The sequence below is a fragment of the Campylobacter sp. RM9331 genome, from assembly GCF_020137685.1.
In the GTDB taxonomy this organism is placed as follows: Bacteria; Campylobacterota; Campylobacteria; order Campylobacterales; family Campylobacteraceae; genus Campylobacter_E.
Genome location: NZ_JACGBA010000016.1, coordinates 1 through 20,462 on the forward strand (window position 1 = coordinate 1; position 20,462 = coordinate 20,462).

The 20,462-nt window shown below is 26.8% G+C and carries 22 protein-coding genes and 1 pseudogene; 15 read left to right on the top strand and 8 right to left on the bottom strand.

Annotated features, from left to right (window positions below; all coding sequences use genetic code 11):
* Nucleotides 1-257: 257 nt before the first annotated feature.
* From AVBRAN9331_RS06815 to modA, 5 genes are all read right to left on the bottom strand, one after another.
* The gene (locus AVBRAN9331_RS06815) at nucleotides 258-536 is read right to left on the bottom strand and encodes a hypothetical protein (RefSeq protein ID WP_336612671.1); all 279 of its coding nucleotides are present in this window, start codon (nucleotides 534-536) and stop codon (nucleotides 258-260) included.
* A gap of 32 nt (nucleotides 537-568) precedes the next feature.
* Nucleotides 569-994 (bottom strand): hypothetical protein, encoded by a 426-nt coding sequence (locus tag AVBRAN9331_RS06820; protein ID WP_336612672.1) that lies wholly within the window; start codon nucleotides 992-994, stop codon nucleotides 569-571.
* Between the two features lie 167 nt (nucleotides 995-1,161).
* Entirely contained in the window at nucleotides 1,162-1,824 is a 663-nt protein-coding gene (modB, locus tag AVBRAN9331_RS06825; RefSeq protein WP_336612673.1) for a molybdate ABC transporter permease subunit, read from the bottom strand.
* Nucleotides 1,812-2,516, bottom strand: coding sequence for an ATP-binding cassette domain-containing protein (locus tag AVBRAN9331_RS06830; protein WP_239803243.1), 705 nt, complete (start codon nucleotides 2,514-2,516; stop codon nucleotides 1,812-1,814). Before AVBRAN9331_RS06830 ends, modB begins: the two co-directional genes overlap by 13 nt.
* Nucleotides 2,479-3,171: a molybdate ABC transporter substrate-binding protein gene (gene modA / locus AVBRAN9331_RS06835; RefSeq protein WP_214118250.1), complete on the bottom strand. Its 693-nt coding sequence runs from the start codon at nucleotides 3,169-3,171 to the stop codon at nucleotides 2,479-2,481. The genes AVBRAN9331_RS06830 and modA overlap by 38 nt, the downstream gene beginning before the upstream one ends.
* 168 nt (nucleotides 3,172-3,339) lie before the next feature.
* Between modA and AVBRAN9331_RS06840 the strand changes: the two genes are divergently transcribed.
* The gene (locus tag AVBRAN9331_RS06840) at nucleotides 3,340-3,969 is read left to right on the top strand and encodes a c-type cytochrome (RefSeq protein ID WP_250325654.1); all 630 of its coding nucleotides are present in this window, start codon (nucleotides 3,340-3,342) and stop codon (nucleotides 3,967-3,969) included.
* 46 nt (nucleotides 3,970-4,015) lie between these two features.
* On the opposite strand, the gene AVBRAN9331_RS06845 is transcribed toward AVBRAN9331_RS06840, so the two are convergent.
* On the bottom strand, nucleotides 4,016-5,221 hold the full coding sequence (locus AVBRAN9331_RS06845) for a glucose-6-phosphate isomerase (protein ID WP_336612674.1): 1,206 nt from the start codon (nucleotides 5,219-5,221) through the stop codon (nucleotides 4,016-4,018).
* A gap of 72 nt (nucleotides 5,222-5,293) precedes the next feature.
* Here AVBRAN9331_RS06845 and AVBRAN9331_RS06850 point away from each other — a divergent pair.
* A pseudogene (locus AVBRAN9331_RS06850) lies at nucleotides 5,294-5,416 on the top strand (sugar phosphate nucleotidyltransferase); the annotation flags it as partial.
* A 1,447-nt stretch (nucleotides 5,417-6,863) separates the two neighbouring features.
* Nucleotides 6,864-7,760, top strand: a complete 897-nt coding sequence (locus tag AVBRAN9331_RS06855; protein WP_336612675.1) for a glycosyltransferase family 2 protein — start codon at nucleotides 6,864-6,866, stop codon at nucleotides 7,758-7,760.
* Between the two features lie 5 nt (nucleotides 7,761-7,765).
* Here the strand turns inward: AVBRAN9331_RS06855 and AVBRAN9331_RS06860 are convergent, their stop codons facing one another.
* Together AVBRAN9331_RS06860 and AVBRAN9331_RS06865 are read right to left on the bottom strand one after the other, a co-directional pair.
* Nucleotides 7,766-8,728: a hypothetical protein gene (locus tag AVBRAN9331_RS06860; protein WP_336612676.1), complete on the bottom strand. Its 963-nt coding sequence runs from the start codon at nucleotides 8,726-8,728 to the stop codon at nucleotides 7,766-7,768.
* A complete protein-coding gene (locus AVBRAN9331_RS06865) occupies nucleotides 8,725-9,159 on the bottom strand; it encodes a Panacea domain-containing protein (protein ID WP_336612677.1) in 435 nt (144 codons plus the stop codon). The genes AVBRAN9331_RS06860 and AVBRAN9331_RS06865 overlap by 4 nt, the downstream gene beginning before the upstream one ends.
* 151 nt (nucleotides 9,160-9,310) lie before the next feature.
* Between AVBRAN9331_RS06865 and AVBRAN9331_RS06870 the strand changes: the two genes are divergently transcribed.
* The 12 genes from AVBRAN9331_RS06870 (at nucleotide 9,311) to AVBRAN9331_RS06925 (ending at nucleotide 20,200) form a co-directional block, all read left to right on the top strand.
* Nucleotides 9,311-10,411 carry a DegT/DnrJ/EryC1/StrS family aminotransferase gene (locus AVBRAN9331_RS06870; RefSeq protein WP_336612678.1) on the top strand — a complete coding sequence of 367 codons (1,101 nt, stop codon included), beginning with the start codon at nucleotides 9,311-9,313 and terminating at the stop codon, nucleotides 10,409-10,411.
* Entirely contained in the window at nucleotides 10,401-11,351 is a 951-nt protein-coding gene (locus tag AVBRAN9331_RS06875; RefSeq protein WP_336612679.1) for a glycosyltransferase family 2 protein, read from the top strand. Before AVBRAN9331_RS06870 ends, AVBRAN9331_RS06875 begins: the two co-directional genes overlap by 11 nt.
* On the top strand, nucleotides 11,352-12,242 hold the full coding sequence (rfbA, locus tag AVBRAN9331_RS06880) for a glucose-1-phosphate thymidylyltransferase RfbA (RefSeq protein WP_336612680.1): 891 nt from the start codon (nucleotides 11,352-11,354) through the stop codon (nucleotides 12,240-12,242).
* Nucleotides 12,239-12,799: a dTDP-4-dehydrorhamnose 3,5-epimerase gene (gene rfbC / locus AVBRAN9331_RS06885; RefSeq protein ID WP_336612681.1), complete on the top strand. Its 561-nt coding sequence runs from the start codon at nucleotides 12,239-12,241 to the stop codon at nucleotides 12,797-12,799. The genes rfbA and rfbC overlap by 4 nt, the downstream gene beginning before the upstream one ends.
* Nucleotides 12,792-13,655 carry a dTDP-4-dehydrorhamnose reductase gene (rfbD, locus tag AVBRAN9331_RS06890; RefSeq protein ID WP_336612682.1) on the top strand — a complete coding sequence of 288 codons (864 nt, stop codon included), beginning with the start codon at nucleotides 12,792-12,794 and terminating at the stop codon, nucleotides 13,653-13,655. The genes rfbC and rfbD overlap by 8 nt, the downstream gene beginning before the upstream one ends.
* The gene (gene rfbB / locus AVBRAN9331_RS06895; protein WP_336612683.1) at nucleotides 13,652-14,662 is read left to right on the top strand and encodes a dTDP-glucose 4,6-dehydratase; all 1,011 of its coding nucleotides are present in this window, start codon (nucleotides 13,652-13,654) and stop codon (nucleotides 14,660-14,662) included. Before rfbD ends, rfbB begins: the two co-directional genes overlap by 4 nt.
* Before the next feature lies 1 nt (nucleotide 14,663).
* Nucleotides 14,664-15,095, top strand: coding sequence for an acyltransferase (locus AVBRAN9331_RS06900; protein ID WP_336612684.1), 432 nt, complete (start codon nucleotides 14,664-14,666; stop codon nucleotides 15,093-15,095).
* Nucleotides 15,096-15,503 carry a sugar 3,4-ketoisomerase gene (locus AVBRAN9331_RS06905; protein WP_336612685.1) on the top strand — a complete coding sequence of 136 codons (408 nt, stop codon included), beginning with the start codon at nucleotides 15,096-15,098 and terminating at the stop codon, nucleotides 15,501-15,503.
* Entirely contained in the window at nucleotides 15,490-16,032 is a 543-nt protein-coding gene (locus AVBRAN9331_RS06910) for a hypothetical protein (RefSeq protein WP_336612686.1), read from the top strand. The genes AVBRAN9331_RS06905 and AVBRAN9331_RS06910 overlap by 14 nt, the downstream gene beginning before the upstream one ends.
* Before the next feature lie 16 nt (nucleotides 16,033-16,048).
* Nucleotides 16,049-17,566, top strand: coding sequence for an MBOAT family O-acyltransferase (locus tag AVBRAN9331_RS06915; protein ID WP_336612687.1), 1,518 nt, complete (start codon nucleotides 16,049-16,051; stop codon nucleotides 17,564-17,566).
* Between the two features lie 8 nt (nucleotides 17,567-17,574).
* Nucleotides 17,575-18,591 carry a hypothetical protein gene (locus tag AVBRAN9331_RS06920; RefSeq protein WP_336612688.1) on the top strand — a complete coding sequence of 339 codons (1,017 nt, stop codon included), beginning with the start codon at nucleotides 17,575-17,577 and terminating at the stop codon, nucleotides 18,589-18,591.
* 88 nt (nucleotides 18,592-18,679) lie between these two features.
* The gene (locus tag AVBRAN9331_RS06925) at nucleotides 18,680-20,200 is read left to right on the top strand and encodes a YifB family Mg chelatase-like AAA ATPase (RefSeq protein WP_336612689.1); all 1,521 of its coding nucleotides are present in this window, start codon (nucleotides 18,680-18,682) and stop codon (nucleotides 20,198-20,200) included.
* The last annotated feature ends 262 nt before the right edge of the window (nucleotides 20,201-20,462 follow it).

A 20,462-nucleotide genomic window follows, 5' to 3' on the forward strand; every position in this document is an offset into this window, starting at 1 on the left:
TAGGATAAATAATGTTTTTAAAAGCTTTTTTAATTAAATAAATAAGCTGTGGATAATATAGATATAATGATGTTGAGTAGTGGGTTTAATACAAATTGATAGATAAATTTTTATTTTATTTAATATAGGAATTTATCTTAAATATTTTTAATGTAGTTTGATAAGAGTTATTTCTAAAATGCTTTATAAGATGATTTAGGAAATGATTGTGGTAGTATTTTTTAGTGTAATAAAAAATAGCTTATAAATTTTTTAATCTAAAGGGTTAGATTAAGGCATAATAATAGTATTCCAGAATAAAAAAGCGTATATGAAAGAACTAATATTACAAATTTAAAATAATAAAGAAAATTTTCTATAAAATTATAATATATGTGGTTTTTATCTTTTGGTTTATATTCTTTTGAAATTACTTTAAAATAACGAAAGCAAAATACACATTTAAAGAAAAGTTTAGCATTAAATTTTTTATACGGGTAAGCTTCACATAAGAATGCAAATCCTACAACTATCATAGCAAGAAATACTAGTTTCATAAAATCCTTTCAGTAGTATTTATAATACTTAATTAATCAAACCACCTATAACGCTTTATATTATTTTTTTCTAAAATTTCAATAAAATTTTTAATTTCATCTTGTGTAAACATATTTTGATTTATATGTATCGGAAATTGAAATTTCTTAAACCTAACTACTATATTATTATTAGTAATAGAAGTAAAAAACCAATAATCTTTAAATTTTCTATAGCAAACCTTTTGAGTGCAAAACTTTCTCTTAATTATGAAAAAATCTTCATAACAAATAACCGTTTTAATATCAATTGCACAAAAAAAATGATAAGGTATAATAGCAACTATAATAAAACCAATAATATTTGCTAAAAAATTATCTAAATCTATAAAACATATTCCAATCAGTAAAGTTGCTAAATCCCATATGAAAACAAATATATAATAAAGAGATACGAAAAAAGATTTTTTTCTATTCATCACAAAATAGGCTCATTGTTGTTTTGTATAATATTTTCCTATATTATTTATTTTATTTTGAAAATAGGCTCTTCTTTAAGTTTTACCCTACAGCTTTTAATCTATTATTATATTCTCTATACTCTCAATTTTTATCATTATTTATTCTTTAGTTTAAAGAATTTGAATTAGGATTTATATTTATTTTGTTTTATAAATTGTAAGGCAAATAAAATAATAAAAGAAATGGCTAATAATATTATACTAAGCTCATTTGCTTTATTTAAATCTAGTGTTTCTAATGCTTCAAATACGGCAATAGAAGCGACTTTTGTCTCTCCTGCTACGCTACCGCCTACCATCATTACTACACCAAATTCTCCCATAGTATGAGCAAAACTCATAACACTAGCACTTATTATACTAGGGATTGTTAGCGGCAAACAAAGGCGAAATATTATGTTAGCTTGAGATTTTTCAAGTAATTTAGCTCTATCAAAAAGATTTTTAGGCAAAGCATTAAACGCACTATAAATAGGATTAAACATAAAAGGCATAGAATAAATTATTGAAGCAATCAATAAAGCCTTAAAATTAAAAACAAGTTTAATATCAAATTTAGCTAAAAATTGCCCTAAATAATTATTAGGACTTAATAGCACCAATAAATAAAAGCCTAAAACGGTAGGGGGTAGCACAAGTGGCAATGAAATTATGCTTAATAGTATTTTTTTACCAAAAAACTCTTTTTGGCTTAGATAAAATGCAGGATATAAGCAAATAAAAAATAATATTATAGTAGTTACGAAAGATAACTTAAGTGATAAGAAAATTGGTGTTAATTCTTGCATAAAAACTCATTATTTTGGATTTTTTCTATAAAAAATTCTTCTTTATTAAGACATTTTTCAAAACTACCATTTTTTACAAAATATATTTTATCAGCAAGGGCATTTATTTCAAAACACGAATGAGATACAAAAATAATTGTTCTTTTGTAGTCTTGATTTATTTTTTTGATTAGTTTTATAAGTGCTATTTTGTTACTATCATCAAGTGCACTTAAAGGCTCGTCTAATAATATATATTTTGCATTTTTGCTTAAGGCACAAATTAATGCTAGTCTTTGTTTTTGTCCTCCGCTTAGAGTGCTGATTTTTTTAGTTTTGTGCTCTTCTAAATTAGCTAGTTTTAATAATTCATCGTAAAAATTACTTGTATTTTTATCTAATTTTTTACCAAAAATATATTTTAAATCATCTAAAAGAGTTTTAGTATTTGTAAAAACTAGATTTTCATATACATTAAAATTATCAAATAATGTGCAATCTTGAAATAAAAAAGCAATATCTTTTAGCAAGGGCTTATTAATAAGCCCAGCTATTAATTTTAAAATAGTGCTTTTACCACTTCCGCTATCACCAAACAACGCGATAATTTCTCCATCATCAAAGCTTAATCTAGCATTTATTTTAAAGTCTTTAAAATCGTGTTTTAAATCCAGCTCATTCATAGCCATATTTATTAAAAATTTCCTTTGCATCAGGGCTTAATATAAAATCATAAAACACTTTAGCATTTTTTTCTTTACTTGTAATTATCATACCTTGTAAAATTGGTTCGTATAATTTATCATCAATTTTTAATATGTTTTCATCACTAAAACCTAATTCTTTAATTTGCTCTACGCTAGACGCTGCTACAAAAGCATAATCACAAGCTTTTGTAGCTTGTAGTAATGTTGCTGAAATATTTGTAGCCGTTATTATGTTTGAACTATTTGGAATTTGATTTAATACTTCTTTAGCTGCTTTTCCATAAGGAGCTGTGTTTGGGTTTGCTATAGCTATACAAGATGCGGTTTTTAAATCATCTAAATTAGGCTTTTTTTTAGCTGAAAATAATATTAGCTTTCCTTTTGCATAAGTGATTGCTTGATTTTTAGTTAATTCTTCTAAATCTTTAGCAAATTCCATATTTGCAGATAAGAATACATCATAATTTGCTCCATTTTTAATTTGTGCGTTAAAGCTACCACTAGCGCCTGTATTGACATTAAGTTTTATATCTGGGTGTAGTTTTTCAAATTTTTGCTTTAATTCGTTTAGTGGATAGCTTATGTTTGCAGCTGCTGCGATATTTAAAGTATTTGCTAATGCAAAAGAACTTAAACTTAAAAATAATAATGCTTTTTTCATACTTACTCCTTTAAAATATAAAAAATTATATATTAAAAAATCTTTAATAAAACTGAATTTAAAAGCTTATTATATAAAATAATATATAATAAATTAATTTTTTATTTTAATATTACAATTATTAAAAAATGCTAGTATTTTGCCTTTTAATTTATTTAAGGAGAAAATATGAAAAAAATATTTTTAAGTTTAGCAGCAATTAGTGCTTTAATAATTCAAACAGGTTGTAACGATAAAAAAGAAGAGCAAAAACCAGCTCAAGAGCTTAGTCAAAATGTAAAATCAAGCACTGAAGAAGTGGCTAAGAAAATAGATACAATTGTAGATAATGTGGCAACAAAGGTTGATGAACATATAAATACTGCTGCAAATCAAGTTGAACCTATGATAAATTCTGCAGTAGATAGCATTAGTGATACTACAAAAAGCGTTGCTAACAATTTAAAAGAAAGCACCAATGAAGTTGCAAATACAATAAAAGAAAGCACAGATAGTGCAGCTAAAGCAATTACTGATGGCATTGATAAGGTTAGTAGTAGTGTTGAAAATGTTTTAAAAACTGATGCGGCGACTTTATTTAAAAAATGTATTGCCTGTCATGGAAAAAATGCAGAAAAATTAGCTCCTGGGGCTGAAGTTGTAATAAATACTTTAAGCGAGAGCGAAATTTATGAAGCTTTAAGTGGATATAAGGCGGGAACCTTTGGTGGTAAATCTCAAAAAACTATGCAATTACAAGTAAAAAATCTAAATGATGAAGATTTTAAAGCTTTAGCTAAATACATTAAGACTTTATAAGATAGTTAAAAATTAGGAATTTGAAATTCCTAATTTTATTTTATGATTATTTTGTAGTTAATAATATTTTTAGAAGTTTTTTTGCACTTTCAACACCAGGTTGATCGTAAGTACTAATGCCTATCATAAGCCCACAAGCACCAACTAATAACTCATAATAATATATTAAATATCCGATATTGTAAGCACTTTTGCCATCAAGCTCAATTAGACTTGTTTCTATTCCTTCAGCTTTTATCGCATCAAGACACGATTTGCTTTGAGCGTAAAGTAGCTCATCTAAACTATGTCCTACGCTTTGATTTTCAAGATTTTCAAGTCCTTTTATGTGCTTTATTTTGGGGCTATTTGGATTTGGTTTTATACGGATAAATTCTACGAATTTATCTTTTGGCCCTTCAATTATGAGTTGTAAAAACGAATGCTGGTCTTTTGGTCCTATTAGACTAATTGGTGTAAGTCCTACGCGTTTGTATTCTTTAAATTTCCCAAGACTTTCGGCTACAAGTTGAACGAACCATTCGTTAAAATGGCGTAATTCTTCACAATAAGTGAATAAAACATAATTTTTATTTATCATTTTTGTGCTTAGCGTGTAGGCTAGATTAAGTATATGTTCTTTTGTTTTTTGCTCGTTCATACAATCTTTAGCGCCTTTGATAAGCTCATCAACATTAGCCCCTGCTAAAAATAACGGCACAAGTCCAACATTACTAAGCACTGAAAATCTACCGCTAACATTTTCTTCTATATCAAAATGCGTTATTTCATTTGTCTTTAAAAACTCATAAAATTTGGTATTTTGCATACAAATTCCTATTAAGTGATGCTTTAAATCATCTACATTTAAACCTAAAACATCAAGCAAAATCCTAAAATAACTTATACATTCAATTGTATTTCCAGATTTTGATACTAATATGAAAAGCGTTTTTTCAAGGTCAATTTTTTCTAATATTTCATTAAAAAGAGTGCTTGAAATATTGTCTAAATAATCAATATTTTTTATCCCCAAAAAACTAGTAATCGCCCTAGTGCCAACACTACTTCCACCCATTCCAATAACTATAAAATGACTTTTGTTAGCAAATTTTTCTTTTACTTTTTGAAGTTTTGAAATTCCTAAATCAAATTCTAAAGGCAAATCATAAAACCCAACTTCGCCACTTTGTCTTTCTTCATTCATTCTTTTTAGATAAAGGCTTATGTTTTCTTGCGAAGTTTTTTCAAAATACTCTTGATAATTTATCATTTCAAATCTCTTTCGTAAATATTAAAAAATTTTAGCAATAATACCCTATTTATATTCAAGATTGGAAAAGTTATGGTTAATATAATTTTATGTGGGGGGAGTGGGACTAGGCTTTGGCCACTTAGTAGAAGTCTTATGCCTAAACAATTTCTTAGGATTTTTGATAATAAGTCTTTATTTTTATTAACGCTTGAGTGAAATACAAAACTATGCGAAAGAACTTTTATAATATTCAATAAACATTAACAATTTTTAGTGATTTATAGGCGGAGGTGTAATGAAATTGTGTTTTCTTAAGATATTTAAGTCTTTTGAAGTAAATTTATCAATATAAAAATATAAATATTAGCAAGATAGTAGGTATAAAATTCGAAAATATACAAGAATTATATGATAGGATATAAAGCGCTTTTTAGTTTGGTTGTGATGAATTAGATTTAAAAACTCAAGTAAAAGTAAAACAAATACTTAATTGAGTAAAAGATATGCTATGCAATTTTAGTAGTTGTCAAAGTCCGTAGTATTATAGTAAATAATATCTATGGAGATGATTTTGTAGATGAAAATTTGTGAATTCAAAATAATATAATCCATAGTTTGTATTTGAATGAATTTAAAAAGCTTTTATTTTTAGGCTTAAGTTGTATTTATCTAAAAAATGTAAAACAGTTTATAAAAGAAATCTTGATTAGATAGCAGCTTGAGTATATAAACGGATTTTGTGTTATGGCAAAAAATAACAATATTATTTATGATATTTTAATCTTATAATATCAAGTATACTACAAATTTTACCTTTATAATACCAACAAATTTTTATGATAATAATGATAATTTTGATATAGAGAAATCTTATGTAATTTCAGCGATTATTTGTAAAAATATACTTTGCAAAGCTAATTGGTAAAAATAAATTTTATGAAGTTTGTAGGTGTTTATGCTTGGCTGATATAAATAATACTAAAGAATATTTAGTTAATTTTGTGTGAGTAAGAATTTTGCGTAGCTTTTGATGAGAATTTTACATTTTAATTATGCGATGGTTACTAGCGTATTTTTGTTTGGAATTTGAGATTGTAAAGGTGCGTAGAAGTGGTGAGATAAAAAATATTCATATAAGTGATTAATAAGTGGTTATAGTATGGCTAATTATAGTATTGATTTTGAGATTTGGCAACACTAAGGTGTCTTTATATGTTGTGGAATAAAATTAATTGTGGACTAGTAAAAATAAATAAATGATTATAATTTAATATATGTTTTTAAAATACTACTAATATGAGATATTACTGCAAAATGATAGATATTTTTGTTGGTGGTTTTGTTTTGATATATTATGGTAATTTAAGTTTTTTTGTTAGTGCTTAATTTTCTAATTTAATGAAGCATTATAAGATATAAAGAGAATATATAATTGGTAATAAGATATATTAAATAATATTTAAGCAAGAGTATTTTAGATGATGTTATTATTAAAGGAAAATAGAAGAGTTTTTATATTTTGCTAAGATTATAAATACACTAAAAAAATCCTTTCAACCCGTTATATAATAATATATTTTAGAAATAACTATAATGTAATTAATGTTGGATATATACAGTATTTGTTTAATAATTTAATGAATAAAGCAAGAGGTGAATAATGCCAAAAATATCAATAATAATCCCTGTTTATAATTCTAGTGCATATTTAAAAAGAGCAATTGAGTGTTGTTTAAATCAAAGTTTAAAAGATATAGAAATAGTTTTTGTAGATGATAAGGGACAAGATGATAGCGTAAAAATCATACAAGAATATATGCAAAAAGATAACAGAATAAAGCTTGTTGATAACATAACAAATCAAGGCATTTTTAGAGCAAAAAGAGCTGGAGCTTTAAATGCTAGTGGAAAATACTTAATGTTTTTAGACCCTGATGATGAGCTAGAGCTTAATGCTTGTGAAATACTATGTGATGAGATAGAAAGGTATAATGTAGATTTTATATATTTTAACGGCATTATTTATGAAGATGATAGACAAGATATTTTGGTTAAAACTATTGATGAGAGCAAGACTTATAATATAAATGAATTTAGAAAGTTTTTTATAGATAATAAGAGTAAATGGGTTTTATGGCTTAAAATATATAAAAAAGATATGTATTTAAAAGCACTTGAGTGTATAGATAGTGTGGATGATAAGGTGCAAACAAATATTACCGAAGATGTTCTTGTATTTTATCATGTTTTAAATGTGGCTAAAAATGTTAAAATGCTAAATAAATGTTTTTATAAGTATTATTTGCAAGATACTTCGGTAACTAAAAATCTTAGTAAAGCTGGATTTGAAAAAAGTATGAGTGATTATCAAAATATAGCTTTACTTATCAAAAATTCATCAAAAAAATATAATTTTGATGATGATTTTGTTAAAAAATACCTTGCAAGACTTAAGAAAGATGAATGTTCTTTTGCTATAAAATACTATAAAAAAGATGGATATTTAAAAAATTTTTTTAATATCTTAATATTATCAATACAAAAAAATATGTATTGATAATATTATTTTTGAATAGGTTTACATATATCACTATTTTTATTAGTTTTAATTTGTTTATTGTTTGTTTTTTGCTGTTGAACTAAGCCATTCTCTTGATTTTGTGTTGAACTTGTGTTGTTATGGATAATTATTCTTTCTTTTTCTTCTTTTTGTTGTAATTTTAACATTTCTTCTTTTACGATAGGTTTAATTTTTTGCTCGTATTGTTCATCTATATGGTAAATTAAATAGCAATAAATGCCAGCTAGTACTATCACAAGTATAAAGTATAATATGCCTTGTTTTAGTGATATATTGGTTGTTTTTTCTAATACTTTATCGGTATACACATTTATTATAAATTGATAAAAAGATTTTAATAGTATGTATGTAAATAGAGCTATAAAGATAATTAATACACCTTTGGCATAGTCATTTACTTGACTCAGTATTTCAAGCTCTATTTTAAGCCCACTATCAAACGCCATAAAAATCGCCGCAAATATACCGAGTATAGCAATGTAATCTTTGGCGATGTTTTTTTGTTTAGCTTTTAATGTTTTTATTTTTTTATCTAAATTTCCTATTTGGCTGTTAATATCAATCATAAAATTAGTTGTATGACTGTCGTTCAATCCTCTAGTTTCGTTTATAATCTCCATTTGTGTTTTGAATAAAAATGAAATCATGTAAATTCTAGAATTTTCATTTAGTTGTTTATGTGCAATTAGGGCATTTAAAAATTCTATTATGAGCATTAAGATATACATGTAATTGTCTTTATCTTTTGGATCATAACCAATGGAATCGTGTTTGATGATACTTGATAATTCTGTAGCACTATATTTTTCTTGTTGATTTGCTAAGTCATTAATTTTTTTTATATTTTTTTCGTTTATAATGCTATCTATTTTGCTTCCATCTCTACAAATCTTAACTAAAAGTTTTGTAATATATTGTTGTAATTGACTATTAGATTTATTCATTTTTTACTATCTTTTTTTGCTTCTTTTTGTATATCTTTAAAATCTATAGTTTTTTTTAAACCTTTATTTTTAATTGTTATATCCCATGCACCATTTTCCACATGACTTTCTTCAACCAAATCCCATGTATTTTTATCGATATTACTTGCTATTACAGCGTCTATAATCTTTTTTTTATCATCTTTGATTTCAACCTGTTCTTGTTTTTTATCAATATCGTTTGAGCTGTAAATTGCAAATTCTGAGTAAACTTCTCTTGATACCGGTCCGTATTGCCAAGCTTCAAAGTCAGAATCTATTAATTTGCAATCATTTTTAGCAGCTTCTAATTGTGCTTGAAAAAGCATTTTTTGTAATTTAAGATTTGTAACAGGCTTACCTTGTTCTATAGCTTCATTGATTATATAATTTGCTGCATCTATAGCTTTCATGATTAACTCCTCTTATTTTTGCATGTTCAAATGTTCGTGAATGATGTGTTGAAATATTTTTCTATCATTTCAAACCATACTATTATATTAACATAAAATTTTTTATGTTAATATAATAGTATGTATTTTTAATGACTAAATGTGAGTAGCTATGATAAAATTTTTAGATTTAGCAAAGATAAATAATCGTTTTAGAGCTGAAATAGAGACTAAAACAAGTGATATTTTAGATAATGGTTGGTATTTGCAAGGCAAATATAACGAAGAGTTTTGTAAAAATTATTCAAATTATTGTGGCACAAAGTATGCGTTGGGTGTAGCAAATGGACTTGATGCTTTAAGACTTATCATCAACGCTTATGGTTTTAGTAATGGTGATGAGATAATAGTTCCTGCAAATACTTATATAGCAAGTATTTTAGCGATTAGCGATAATGGTTGCACTCCTGTTCTTGTAGAGCCTGATATTAATACATATTGTATAAATCCTGATTTGATAGAGCAAAAAATAACACCTAAAACAAAAGCTATAATGGTAGTTCATTTATATGGACAAGTTTGTGATATGGATAAGATAAATGCTATTGCAAAAAAGCATAATCTAAAAGTTATAGAAGACTCAGCTCAAGCTCACGGAGTATATTATAAAGGTAAAAGAGCTGGAAATCTAGGTGATGCTTCTGCATTTTCATTTTATCCTGGAAAGAATTTAGGTTGTTTTGGGGATGGCGGAGCTATTACCACAAATGATAAAGAACTTTATGAAAAAGTAAAAGCTTTGGCAAATTATGGCTCACATAAAAAATATTGTAATATTTATAAGGGGCTTAACTCAAGACTAGATGAGATACAAGCTGCTGTGCTTGATGTAAAATTAAAATATCTAGATAGTGATAATGCAAAAAGAGTAGAAATAGCAAAATATTATATAGATAATATAAATAATAAACTTATAACTTTACCAAAATACACTGATAATAAATCTCATGTATGGCATGTATTTGTTGTGCGTGTAAAAAATAGAGATAAGTTTCAAGAATATTTAAAGGAAAATGGTATAGAAACGATAATCCATTACCCAACTCCACCGCATAAACAAGAAGCATATAAAGAACTAAATCATTTATCATTTCCAATAACAGAACAAATTCACAATGAGGTGATAAGCTTGCCAATATCTCCTGTGATGAGCGAAACGGAATTTAAATCTGTAGTGGAAGCAGTGAATAAATGGGGTGATAATGAGTGGTAATTTAGTTTCTGTTTTAATACCAGCATATAATCATGAAAAATATATTTTAGAAACTATAGATTCTATTATTAAACAAACTTATCAGAATATAGAATTAGTAATAATCGATGATGGTTCTAAAGATAAAACTTGGGATTTAATTCAATCAAAAAAAGATGAGTGTATAAAAAGGTTTATAAAATTTACTTGTAAAACTAGAGAAAATAAAGGAACTTGTGACACATTTAATGAACTTATTTCATTATCAAGTGGTAAATATATTTATATAATAGCATCTGATGATATGGTAAAAAGCGATGCGATATTAAAATTTGTAGATTTTTTAGATAATAATAATGAGTATGTAGTTTGTCTTGGAGATAGTGAAATTATAGATAGCAACTCTAAAAGAGTGTCTTGGGATGACAAACAACAAATTGTCGAATTTGGTAAAAAACATAATACATTTTGGAGTTTTTATAAAAATAATATCTCTCATGTTAAAAATATTGATTATGATAATTTTGTTGATTATATACGCTTAATTAAAGGTAATTATGTTCCAAATGGATATTTGATTAGAAAAGAATGTTTTAATAAATTTTGCTTTACAAAAGAAGCCCCACTTGAAGATTTTTATTTGCATTTACAGCTTGTAAAATTTGGAAAATATAAGTTTATTGATGAAGTATTATTCTCTTATAGATGGCATGATAATAATACAATAAAAAATGTTGATATTATGAAAAAATATTTTTTTGACACTATAAGTTATGAATATTTTATAATTAAAGACAATATTGAGCTATTTAATGTTTATAAAAAATATGCGCCTTTAGATAAAGTAAAAATATTTGATTTGATTTTTATTAAGTTATATAAATACTACAATATTTTGAAAATCAAATATTATATTAAAATTTTTGGTATTAAATTTTTAATCTTTAACAAGGAACTCTAAATGAAAGGAATAATTTTAGCAGGGGGTAGTGGGACTAGACTTTACCCTATCACAAAAGGAACAAGTAAGCAGCTTTTAGCAATATACGATAAGCCAATGGTATATTATCCGTTATCAGTTTTAATGCTTTCGGGGATTAAAGATATTTTAATCATCTCAACACCTGATGATTTACCAAGTTACAAAAAACTTTTAGGTGATGGAAGTGATTTAGGTATTAAGTTTTCTTATGTAGAGCAGCCAAGTCCAGATGGCTTAGCTCAAGCGTTTTTGTTAGGTGAAGAGTTTATTCAAGATGATGATGTGTGCTTAATTTTAGGTGATAATATCTTTTATGGTCATGGACTTATAAATATGTTAAAACAAAGCGTTGTTAATGCAAAAGAAAGCAAAGCTACTGTTTTTGGCTACTATGTAGCAGACCCTGAGCGTTATGGCGTAGCAGAATTTGATAAAAACGGCAAAGTAATTAGTATAGAAGAAAAGCCAAAAGAGCCTAAGAGCAATTATGCTGTAACAGGGCTTTATTTTTATCCAAATGATGTTATAAAAAAAGCAAAAATGGTTAAACCTTCAAATCGTGGTGAGCTAGAAATCACAAGCATAAATCAAATGTATTTAGAAGAAGATAGATTAAAAGTTGAGCTTATGGGTCGTGGTTTTGCTTGGCTTGATACAGGTACTCACGAATCGCTTTTAGAGGCAAGCAATTATGTGATGACAATTGAAAAACGCCAATCTCTTAAAATTGCTTGTCTTGAAGAAATAGCCTATGATATGGGGTATATTAGCCGTGAGCAGCTTTTAAAATTAGCTGAGCCATTAAGCAAAAATCAATATGGTAAATATCTAATAGATAAAGCAAATCAAAGCAAAAAAGAAATAAGATGAACTTCAAACAAACGAAATTAGATGGAGTAATCATTATAGAGCCAAAGGTTTTTAGTGATGATAGGGGGTATTTTTGCGAGACTTTTAGGCAAGATTTGATTGATGATTTTTTAGGATTTAGAATTAATTTTTGTCAAGACAATGAAAGCAAATCTTCTAAAAATGTCTTTCGTGGGCTTCATTATCAGTTACCACCATTTGCACAAAGCAAGCTTGTAAGGGTTATAAGTGGTAAGGTATTAGATTTTGCCGTAGATATTAGGGTGGGTAGCCCTACATTTGGCGAGTATGTAGCAGTTGAACTAAGTAGCGAAAACAAAAAACAACTATTTATCCCAAGGGGCTTTGCTCATGGATTTTTAGTGCTTAGTGATGAAGCGATTTTTACATACAAAGTAGATAATTTCTACTCACGCGAATGCGATAGGGGGATTAGCTATAAAAGTATAGATTTTGCTTATCCAAATGATATGGTTTTATCAGATAAAGATAAAGTCCAACCAATGCTTAGCGAATGTAAAGAGTTATTTGAATATGGGGTAAATTACTATGGCTAATATTTTAATCACAGGTGCAAATGGACAACTTGGAAGTGAATTAAAAGAACTTTCGTGTAATTATAATGATAATTTTTATTTCACTAATAAAAATGAGCTTGATATTAGCAACTCATCTATTTTAAAATATTTTATAACTCATAATAAAATTAGCACCATTATCAACACAGCAGCCTATACAGCAGTAGATAAAGCCGAAGATGAAAAAGACTTAGCCTATCTAATAAATCATAAAAGCGTTGAAGAAATGGCTAAAATATGTGCTAAACATAATGTTTATTTAATCCACATATCAACTGATTATGTATTTGATGGTACCAATCATACTCCATATAAGCCAGATAGCAAAACAAATCCTTTAGGAGTATATGGGCATTCAAAAGAATTAGCAGAACAAGCTATCTTAAATACACCGAACCTAAACGCTAGCATAATTCGCACTTCTTGGGTTTATAGCTTTTATGGTAAGAATTTTTTAAAAACTATGTTAAATCTTTTTAAGACTAAAGATAGTTTGGATATAGTAAGTGATCAAATCGGAAGTCCTACATATGCTAAAGATTTAGCTGATTTTATACTTAGCAAACATACGAAATTTAAAAGTGGCGTAAATATTTATCATTACTCAAACGAAGGGGTTTGTAGCTGGTATGATTTTGCATATTTCATAAATGAGTTAAGCGGTAATAAGTGCAAAATAAATCCCATAAAAACTAGCGAATATCCCACAAAAGCCACTCGCCCAAGCTATAGTGTGCTAGATAAAGATAAAATCAAAAAAGAATTTGAAATAGGAATTTCATACTGGAACGAAGGTGTGAAAGATTGTTTAAAAAGACTAGGAGAACTTAAATGAAAAATATATTATTAACAGGCACAGCTGGATTTATAGGTTCAAACTTTGTTCCGTATTTTTTAGATAAATATAGCGAATATAATCTTATAAATCTTGACCTTTTAACATATGCAGGAAATCTTGAAAACTTAAAAGAATGTGAGAAAAATCCACGCTTTAAATTTATAAAGGGTGATATTTGTAACCGAGAGCTAGTGGAGTTTATATTTAAAGAATTTGATATAAGCGGGGTTATTCATTTTGCAGCTGAAAGTCATGTGGATAATTCTATCAAAAACCCAGAAGCTTTCATAAAAACAAATGTAAATGGAACTTTTACTCTTTTAGATGTAGCTTATAAATACTGGATGAATAAGCCATTTGCCTATAAAGATGAGTATAAAAACGCTAGATTTCATCATATAAGCACAGATGAAGTTTATGGCACTTTAGGAGAGACTGGGCTATTTAGCGAAACCACTCCATATGCACCTAATTCTCCTTATTCATCAAGCAAGGCAAGTTCTGATATGATAGTTCGTGCTTATCATGAAACTTATGGATTAAATACGATTATTACAAATTGTTCTAATAACTACGGACCAAAACAACACGATGAAAAGTTAATCCCAACTATCATTAGAAATGCTCTTGCAAATAAGCCTATTCCAATATACGGCGATGGTAAAAATATTCGTGATTGGTTATATGTGCTAGATCATTGCAAAGGTATTGATATAGCATATCATAAGGGCAAAGCAGGACAGACTTATAACATAGGTGGTAAAAACGAACGCACAAACCTTGAGATAGTTGCTAAGATATGCGAGATTTTAGATGAGCTTTTACCAAAAAATGAAAGCTATAAAAACTTACTAACATTTGTAGAAGATAGGGCAGGACACGATAGACGCTACGCAATAGATGCAAGTAAGATTGAAAATGAGCTTGGTTGGAGAGCTGATGAGACATTTGATAGCGGTATAGTAAAAACCATAAAGTGGTATATAAAAAAATATAGGGGTTAGAATGATACATAAATTAGCCGATGTTCAGAGTGAAAATATAGGTATTGGAACAAATATTTGGCAATTTTGTGTTGTTTTAAAGGATGCAAAAATAGGTAAAAATTGTAATATTTGCTCTCATTGTTTTATAGAGAACGATGTTTTTATAGGTGATAATGTAACAATTAAAAATGGTGTATTTTTATACGATGGAATTATTATAGAGAACGATGTTTTTATAGGTCCAAATGCTACGTTTTGTAATGATAAATATCCAAAATCAAAGAATAAGGATTTTAAGTTAGAAAAAATTATAGTAAAACAAGGAGCAAGTATAGGTGCGAATGCAACTATTTTGCCAGGAGTTACGATAGGCAAGAATGCTGTTGTCGGAGCAGGTGCTATAGTAACAAAAAATATTCCTGATAATGTAACTGTGAAAGGAAAATATTAAGTGAATTATAAATTAATAAAAATGAATGTTTTTGGTGATGAGCGTGGCAAGTTGGTATCGCTTGAAGGTGGTAAGAATATACCTTTTGAGATAAAAAGAGTTTATTATATTTATGATACTTTACCAGAACAAGATAGGGGAATGCACGCACATAAAGAACTTGAGCAGGTTATAGTTGCTATGGATGGGGCTTGCACTTTTGTGCTTGATGATGGAAAAAATCGTGAAGAAGTGGTGCTAAATCGTCCAGATATAGGGCTTTATATAGGTAAAAATATGTGGCGTGAGATGAAGAATTTTTCTTATGGATGTAAGCTTATGGTTTTAGCAAGTACTCATTATGATGAGAATGAATATATTAGAGATTATGATGAATTTTTAAGGATTGTAAAGAATGTTGCCTACTAATTGGATAAGACTAGGTATAGCAGCTGCAGTAACTACTGCTTGTGGTATAGGTGCATATTTTGCCATGAAAACTGAAGAAGAAGAACAAAAACAAGAGAAAGAAAAATGGGTTATCAATATTCATAGATTATGTGAAATGATTTGCTATAAAAACAATAAAATTATATTAAATAAAATTTCAAAAATAGATATTAAAAATTTATATAAGACCGATAATATAACAGATTTTATCAATGAAATGTATAAATTATTTTATGAAAATATGGCAAAAAATAAAACTTTTCCAAAACAAGTCAATAAAGATAATGATGATTTTATGAAATACTTATATGCTGTAAGAAATATAATTGTCCATAGTGAAAATAGTGCATATAAGTATGTGAAACAAAATTATATTTTGTTATGTAAGCAATTACAAATTCCATTATGTGATTATAAAGAGTTAAATGATGATGATAGGCTAAAAATTAAAAACTACTTTATACAAGGATTAGATAGATATTTAAGTCGTGTTGCTTTAGAGCTATAAAAGTAAGGAGAGATTAATGCTTTTTAACTCCAATCTATTCATATTCATATTTTTACCAATAATATTTATTTTATATCACACACTAAATTACTATAGGCAAATAAATCTAGCAAAGGTTTTTATGATATTTGCTAGTTTTGTTTTTTATGCTTATTTTAAATATTCGCTTGTATTTATATTAATAGCTTATATTCTAATAAACTATATTTTTTATCATTTACTAATGCGATATAAAAGTAAGCTTTTGCTAAGTCTTGGGATAGGGCTAAACTTAGCAATATTAGGATATTTTAAATATAAATATTTTGTTATAGATAATATAAATAATATCTTTAATCTTGATATTATTAATCCAACCATACTGCTTCCACTTGGAATTTCATTTATTACCTTTCAGCAAATCGCATTTTTAAGTGATTGTTATAAGTATCAGCGTGATATAAAAACTCTCGTGGGGGGGGGTATTTTAGGATTTATAAACTTTAGTTTATTTGTAAGCTTTTTTCCACAATTAATTGCTGGACCTATTGTGCATTATAAAGATATGATGCCGCAATTTAAAAATCCAAATAACTTCATATTAAGATATAAAAACATAGCTTTAGGATTATTGTTTTTTACAATTGGCTTATTTAAAAAAGTAGCTTTAGCTGATTATCTAGCACCTAGTGTTGATAGTGCTTACGCTTTTGTTGAAAGCGGAGGGGTATTAAATCTAATTGAAAGTTGGGTATTAACCCATGCTTATACATTTGAGCTTTATTTTGATTTTAGTGGATACTCTGATATGGCGATAGGCTTAGCATTGTTTTTTAATATAAAACTTCTATATAACTTTAATTCTCCTTATAAGTCTTTAAGTATTTCAGAGTTTTGGCAAAGATGGCATATGACATTAGGAAAATTTTTAAAAGATTATATTTATATTCCACTTGGTGGTAGTAGGGTTGGCAAATCTAGACAATACATAAATTTATTTATAGTCTTTTTAATAAGTGGAATTTGGCACGGAGCTGGATGGGGATTTATAATATGGGGAAGCTTACATGGAATTGCAATATGTATTCATAAAGTATATATGAGTGTGTTTGCTAATGTTACTTGGTTTAAGAATAGATTAAATAGTAAGTTTTATAAAGTAATAATGTGGATTATTACATTTGAGTTTATTAATATTACTTGGGTGTTTTTTAGAGCTACTAGTATAAATGATGCTTTAAGTGTTATTAAGAGTATGTTTTTAATACACGGACAAATTGTGCTAAGTCCTAATATGCAAAGATTATTTCAAGATAATCCTTTATTTGCATTTGGTAAATGGGGAGAGCATTTTACTATAGGACAAAGTGCTATGTTAAATGCTGTGCTTTTAATGATAGCTTTTGTTTTGTTATTTAGGTCTTCACATTTAAATATATATAAAAAGTTTATTTTTAAAGATAGATATTTTATATTAATAGGGATTATGCTGATTTGGTGTATTTTAAAGCTTAATATTACCGCTTATACAAAATTTATATATTTTAACTTTTAGGAATATTTATGAATAGATATTTAAAAAGAATAATTATAGGAGCTTTTATAATTCCTTTGATAGGGTTTTTATATATTGTTAGTCTTGTTTATTTTTACGACCCATTGCAGCTTTTTAACGAGAAATATCCTAATAAATATTTAGCAGATACTAGAATAGCGGCAAAAAGAGTAATTGATAATTATGAATTTGATAGTGTTTTATTAGGTAGTTCTATGCTTTTAATGAGTGAGCCAAAAGAATTAAATAATGGAAAATATATTAATATTACTTTAGATGGTTCTATTAGTGAAGAAAGAGCGTATTTGTTAGAATATTTATTTAAAACCAAAAATATTAAGAATATTATTTATACCCTTGATGGTGTTATTCAAGATACAAGTTATTATAAAAAACAATTTTCTTATTTATATGATACTAATATTGATTTTAAAGATAAAATAAAAGCATATTTTAATGGTTTAATTCCTTATAAATGTTTTTTATTTTTTTCTAAAAAAGATTATTGTATAGGAAGAGAGCATAATTATTATAATTTACAATTAGAATTCTTTAGGCCTGATTATATTTTAGATGAGGTAGATTTTGTTTATCAAAAAAATCTTTATACCATTACCAATGAATCTAGGATATTAGATAAATATTTAGTTAAGTATATAGAGCAAAATCCAAAAACAAATTTTCATATAGTAATACCACCATATCATATATTATCTTATAAAAAAGATTTGGATAAATATTTAAAATTGTATAAATTAAGTATAGAAAAATTATCAAAATATAAAAATGTAAAAATATATTTCTTTGGTAATGAAAGATTTAGTGATAATATTAATAATTGGCAAAATGATAAACAACATTATAAAAAACATATAAATTCTCGTATTAATAAAGCCATCAATGAAGGCACAAATATCATTACTATTGATAATATGGAAAAAGAATTTAATAAATTTATTAAAAAAGTAGAAGATTATGACCTTAAAGCTTATAAAGAAGCTTTAAAATTAGATATTAGAGAATGAATGTATTTTAATTGTATTTTGAACATTATCAAATAAATTGCATGTTTGTATTAATAAACTTAAAGTATTCTAAAGAAAAGGTAAAAATATGAAAAATATAAAATCAGCAATTTATACAAACGAACTAAATATAATAAATATTGAAGCAATGATGTCAAAGGGCTTACCTGCCTTTAATATAGTAGGATTAGCAAGCACTAGTATCAAAGAAAGTGTAGATAGGATAAAATCAGCTTTTGCTAATCTTGATGATTTTACAATGCCTTGCAAAAAAATCGTAATAAATTTAAGCCCATCAGATATTCCTAAAAATGGTAGTTATTTTGATTTAGCAATTGCACTTTTAGTATATTTTTATGAAAAAGATTTAGATAATGATTATTATGTATTCGGAGAGCTTGGGTTAAATGGAGATATTAAAAGCACTTCGGGGCTTTTTTCTATTTTATTATTTTTAGCTAGATTTAAGCCAAATTCTAAGGTTTTAGTGCCTAAAGACTTAGCAAGTGAAGTTAGTTTGATTTATAATTTGCAGTGTTTTGCTGTCGGGAATTTACTTGAAGCTTTTGAGTTTTTTACTAGCGAAGATAAGGAAAAATTTAGAATAAATTATAATGAAAATATTTTTAATTCTTTAATAAAAATCAATAATAAAAGTTATATAAAAAATACAAATTACCCACTAGATTTTATAGATATTAGGGGTCAAGAACAAGCAAAATTAGCTTGTAAAATAGCAGCTTTAGGAATGCACAATATTATGTTAGAAGGCTCACCTGGAAGTGGTAAAAGTATGTGCGCTAAAAGGCTAGTTTATATAATGCCGCCACTTAGCGTTGATGAGATTTTAGAAAATAATGCTTATAGGAGTTTAAATGGCGAGAAGCTTGATTTTTCGTCTATTAGAAGTTTTAGAAGTCCGCATAGAAGCTCAACTATTAGCTCAATTTTAGGTGGTGGGACTAAAAATGCTAGGATAGGCGAAATTGCTTTGGCAAATAATGGGGTTTTGTTTTTTGATGAATTTACTTATTTTAATAAGCAAATTATAGAAAGCCTAAGAGAGCCTTTAGAAGATAATCTAATTAATATCTCAAGGGTTAATTCAAAAATATCTTATAAAACTAAATTCTTATTCATATCAGCCTTAAATCCTTGCCCTTGTGGAAATCTCTTTAAAAAAGAGCAAAATTGCAAATGCCTTGAGCGTGATATTATAAGGTATAAAAGTAAGATTTCAGAGCCGATTTATGATAGGATTGATTTATATGTGGCAGTTGATGAGGTTGATATGAACGCAAAAGCAAGTGTTAGTAGCAAGGATTTAGCTGATGAGATTTTAAAGGCTTTTATCTTTCAAAAAGAGATAAGAAAGCAAGATGAGTTTAATGGTAAATTAAGCGATGAAGATATTAAAAAATACTGCATTTTAGAAGATAGTGCAAGAGATATTTTTAACAAAGCTATTAATAATTATCATTTAAGTGCTAGGGCTGCTAATAAGGTTTTAAAGGTTGCTAGGTCTTTGGCTGATTTTGAAGAGAGATTAAAAATAAACGAAAAAGATATAAAAATAGCTTTATCTTTTAGATATAGAGCAAAACATTAGATTTTGATTTTAAATTCTTTAGTTTTAAAGAATTTAAAATTAGTAGTTAAAGTTAAATCAATAATCTAACAATTGATTATCAAATACAATACTTTTCATATCTTTTAAAGCAGAGAATAAAACAATTTTTCTTTTTGTTATATAAATTATATTTTTCTAAGTCAAGATTTTCTTTAGATATAACTTCATTAAAATCTCTTTCAAGTTCTTGAATTAATTTTTAGCTTTTTGTATTGCTGATACTAAGTTTTGATAAGAGTAA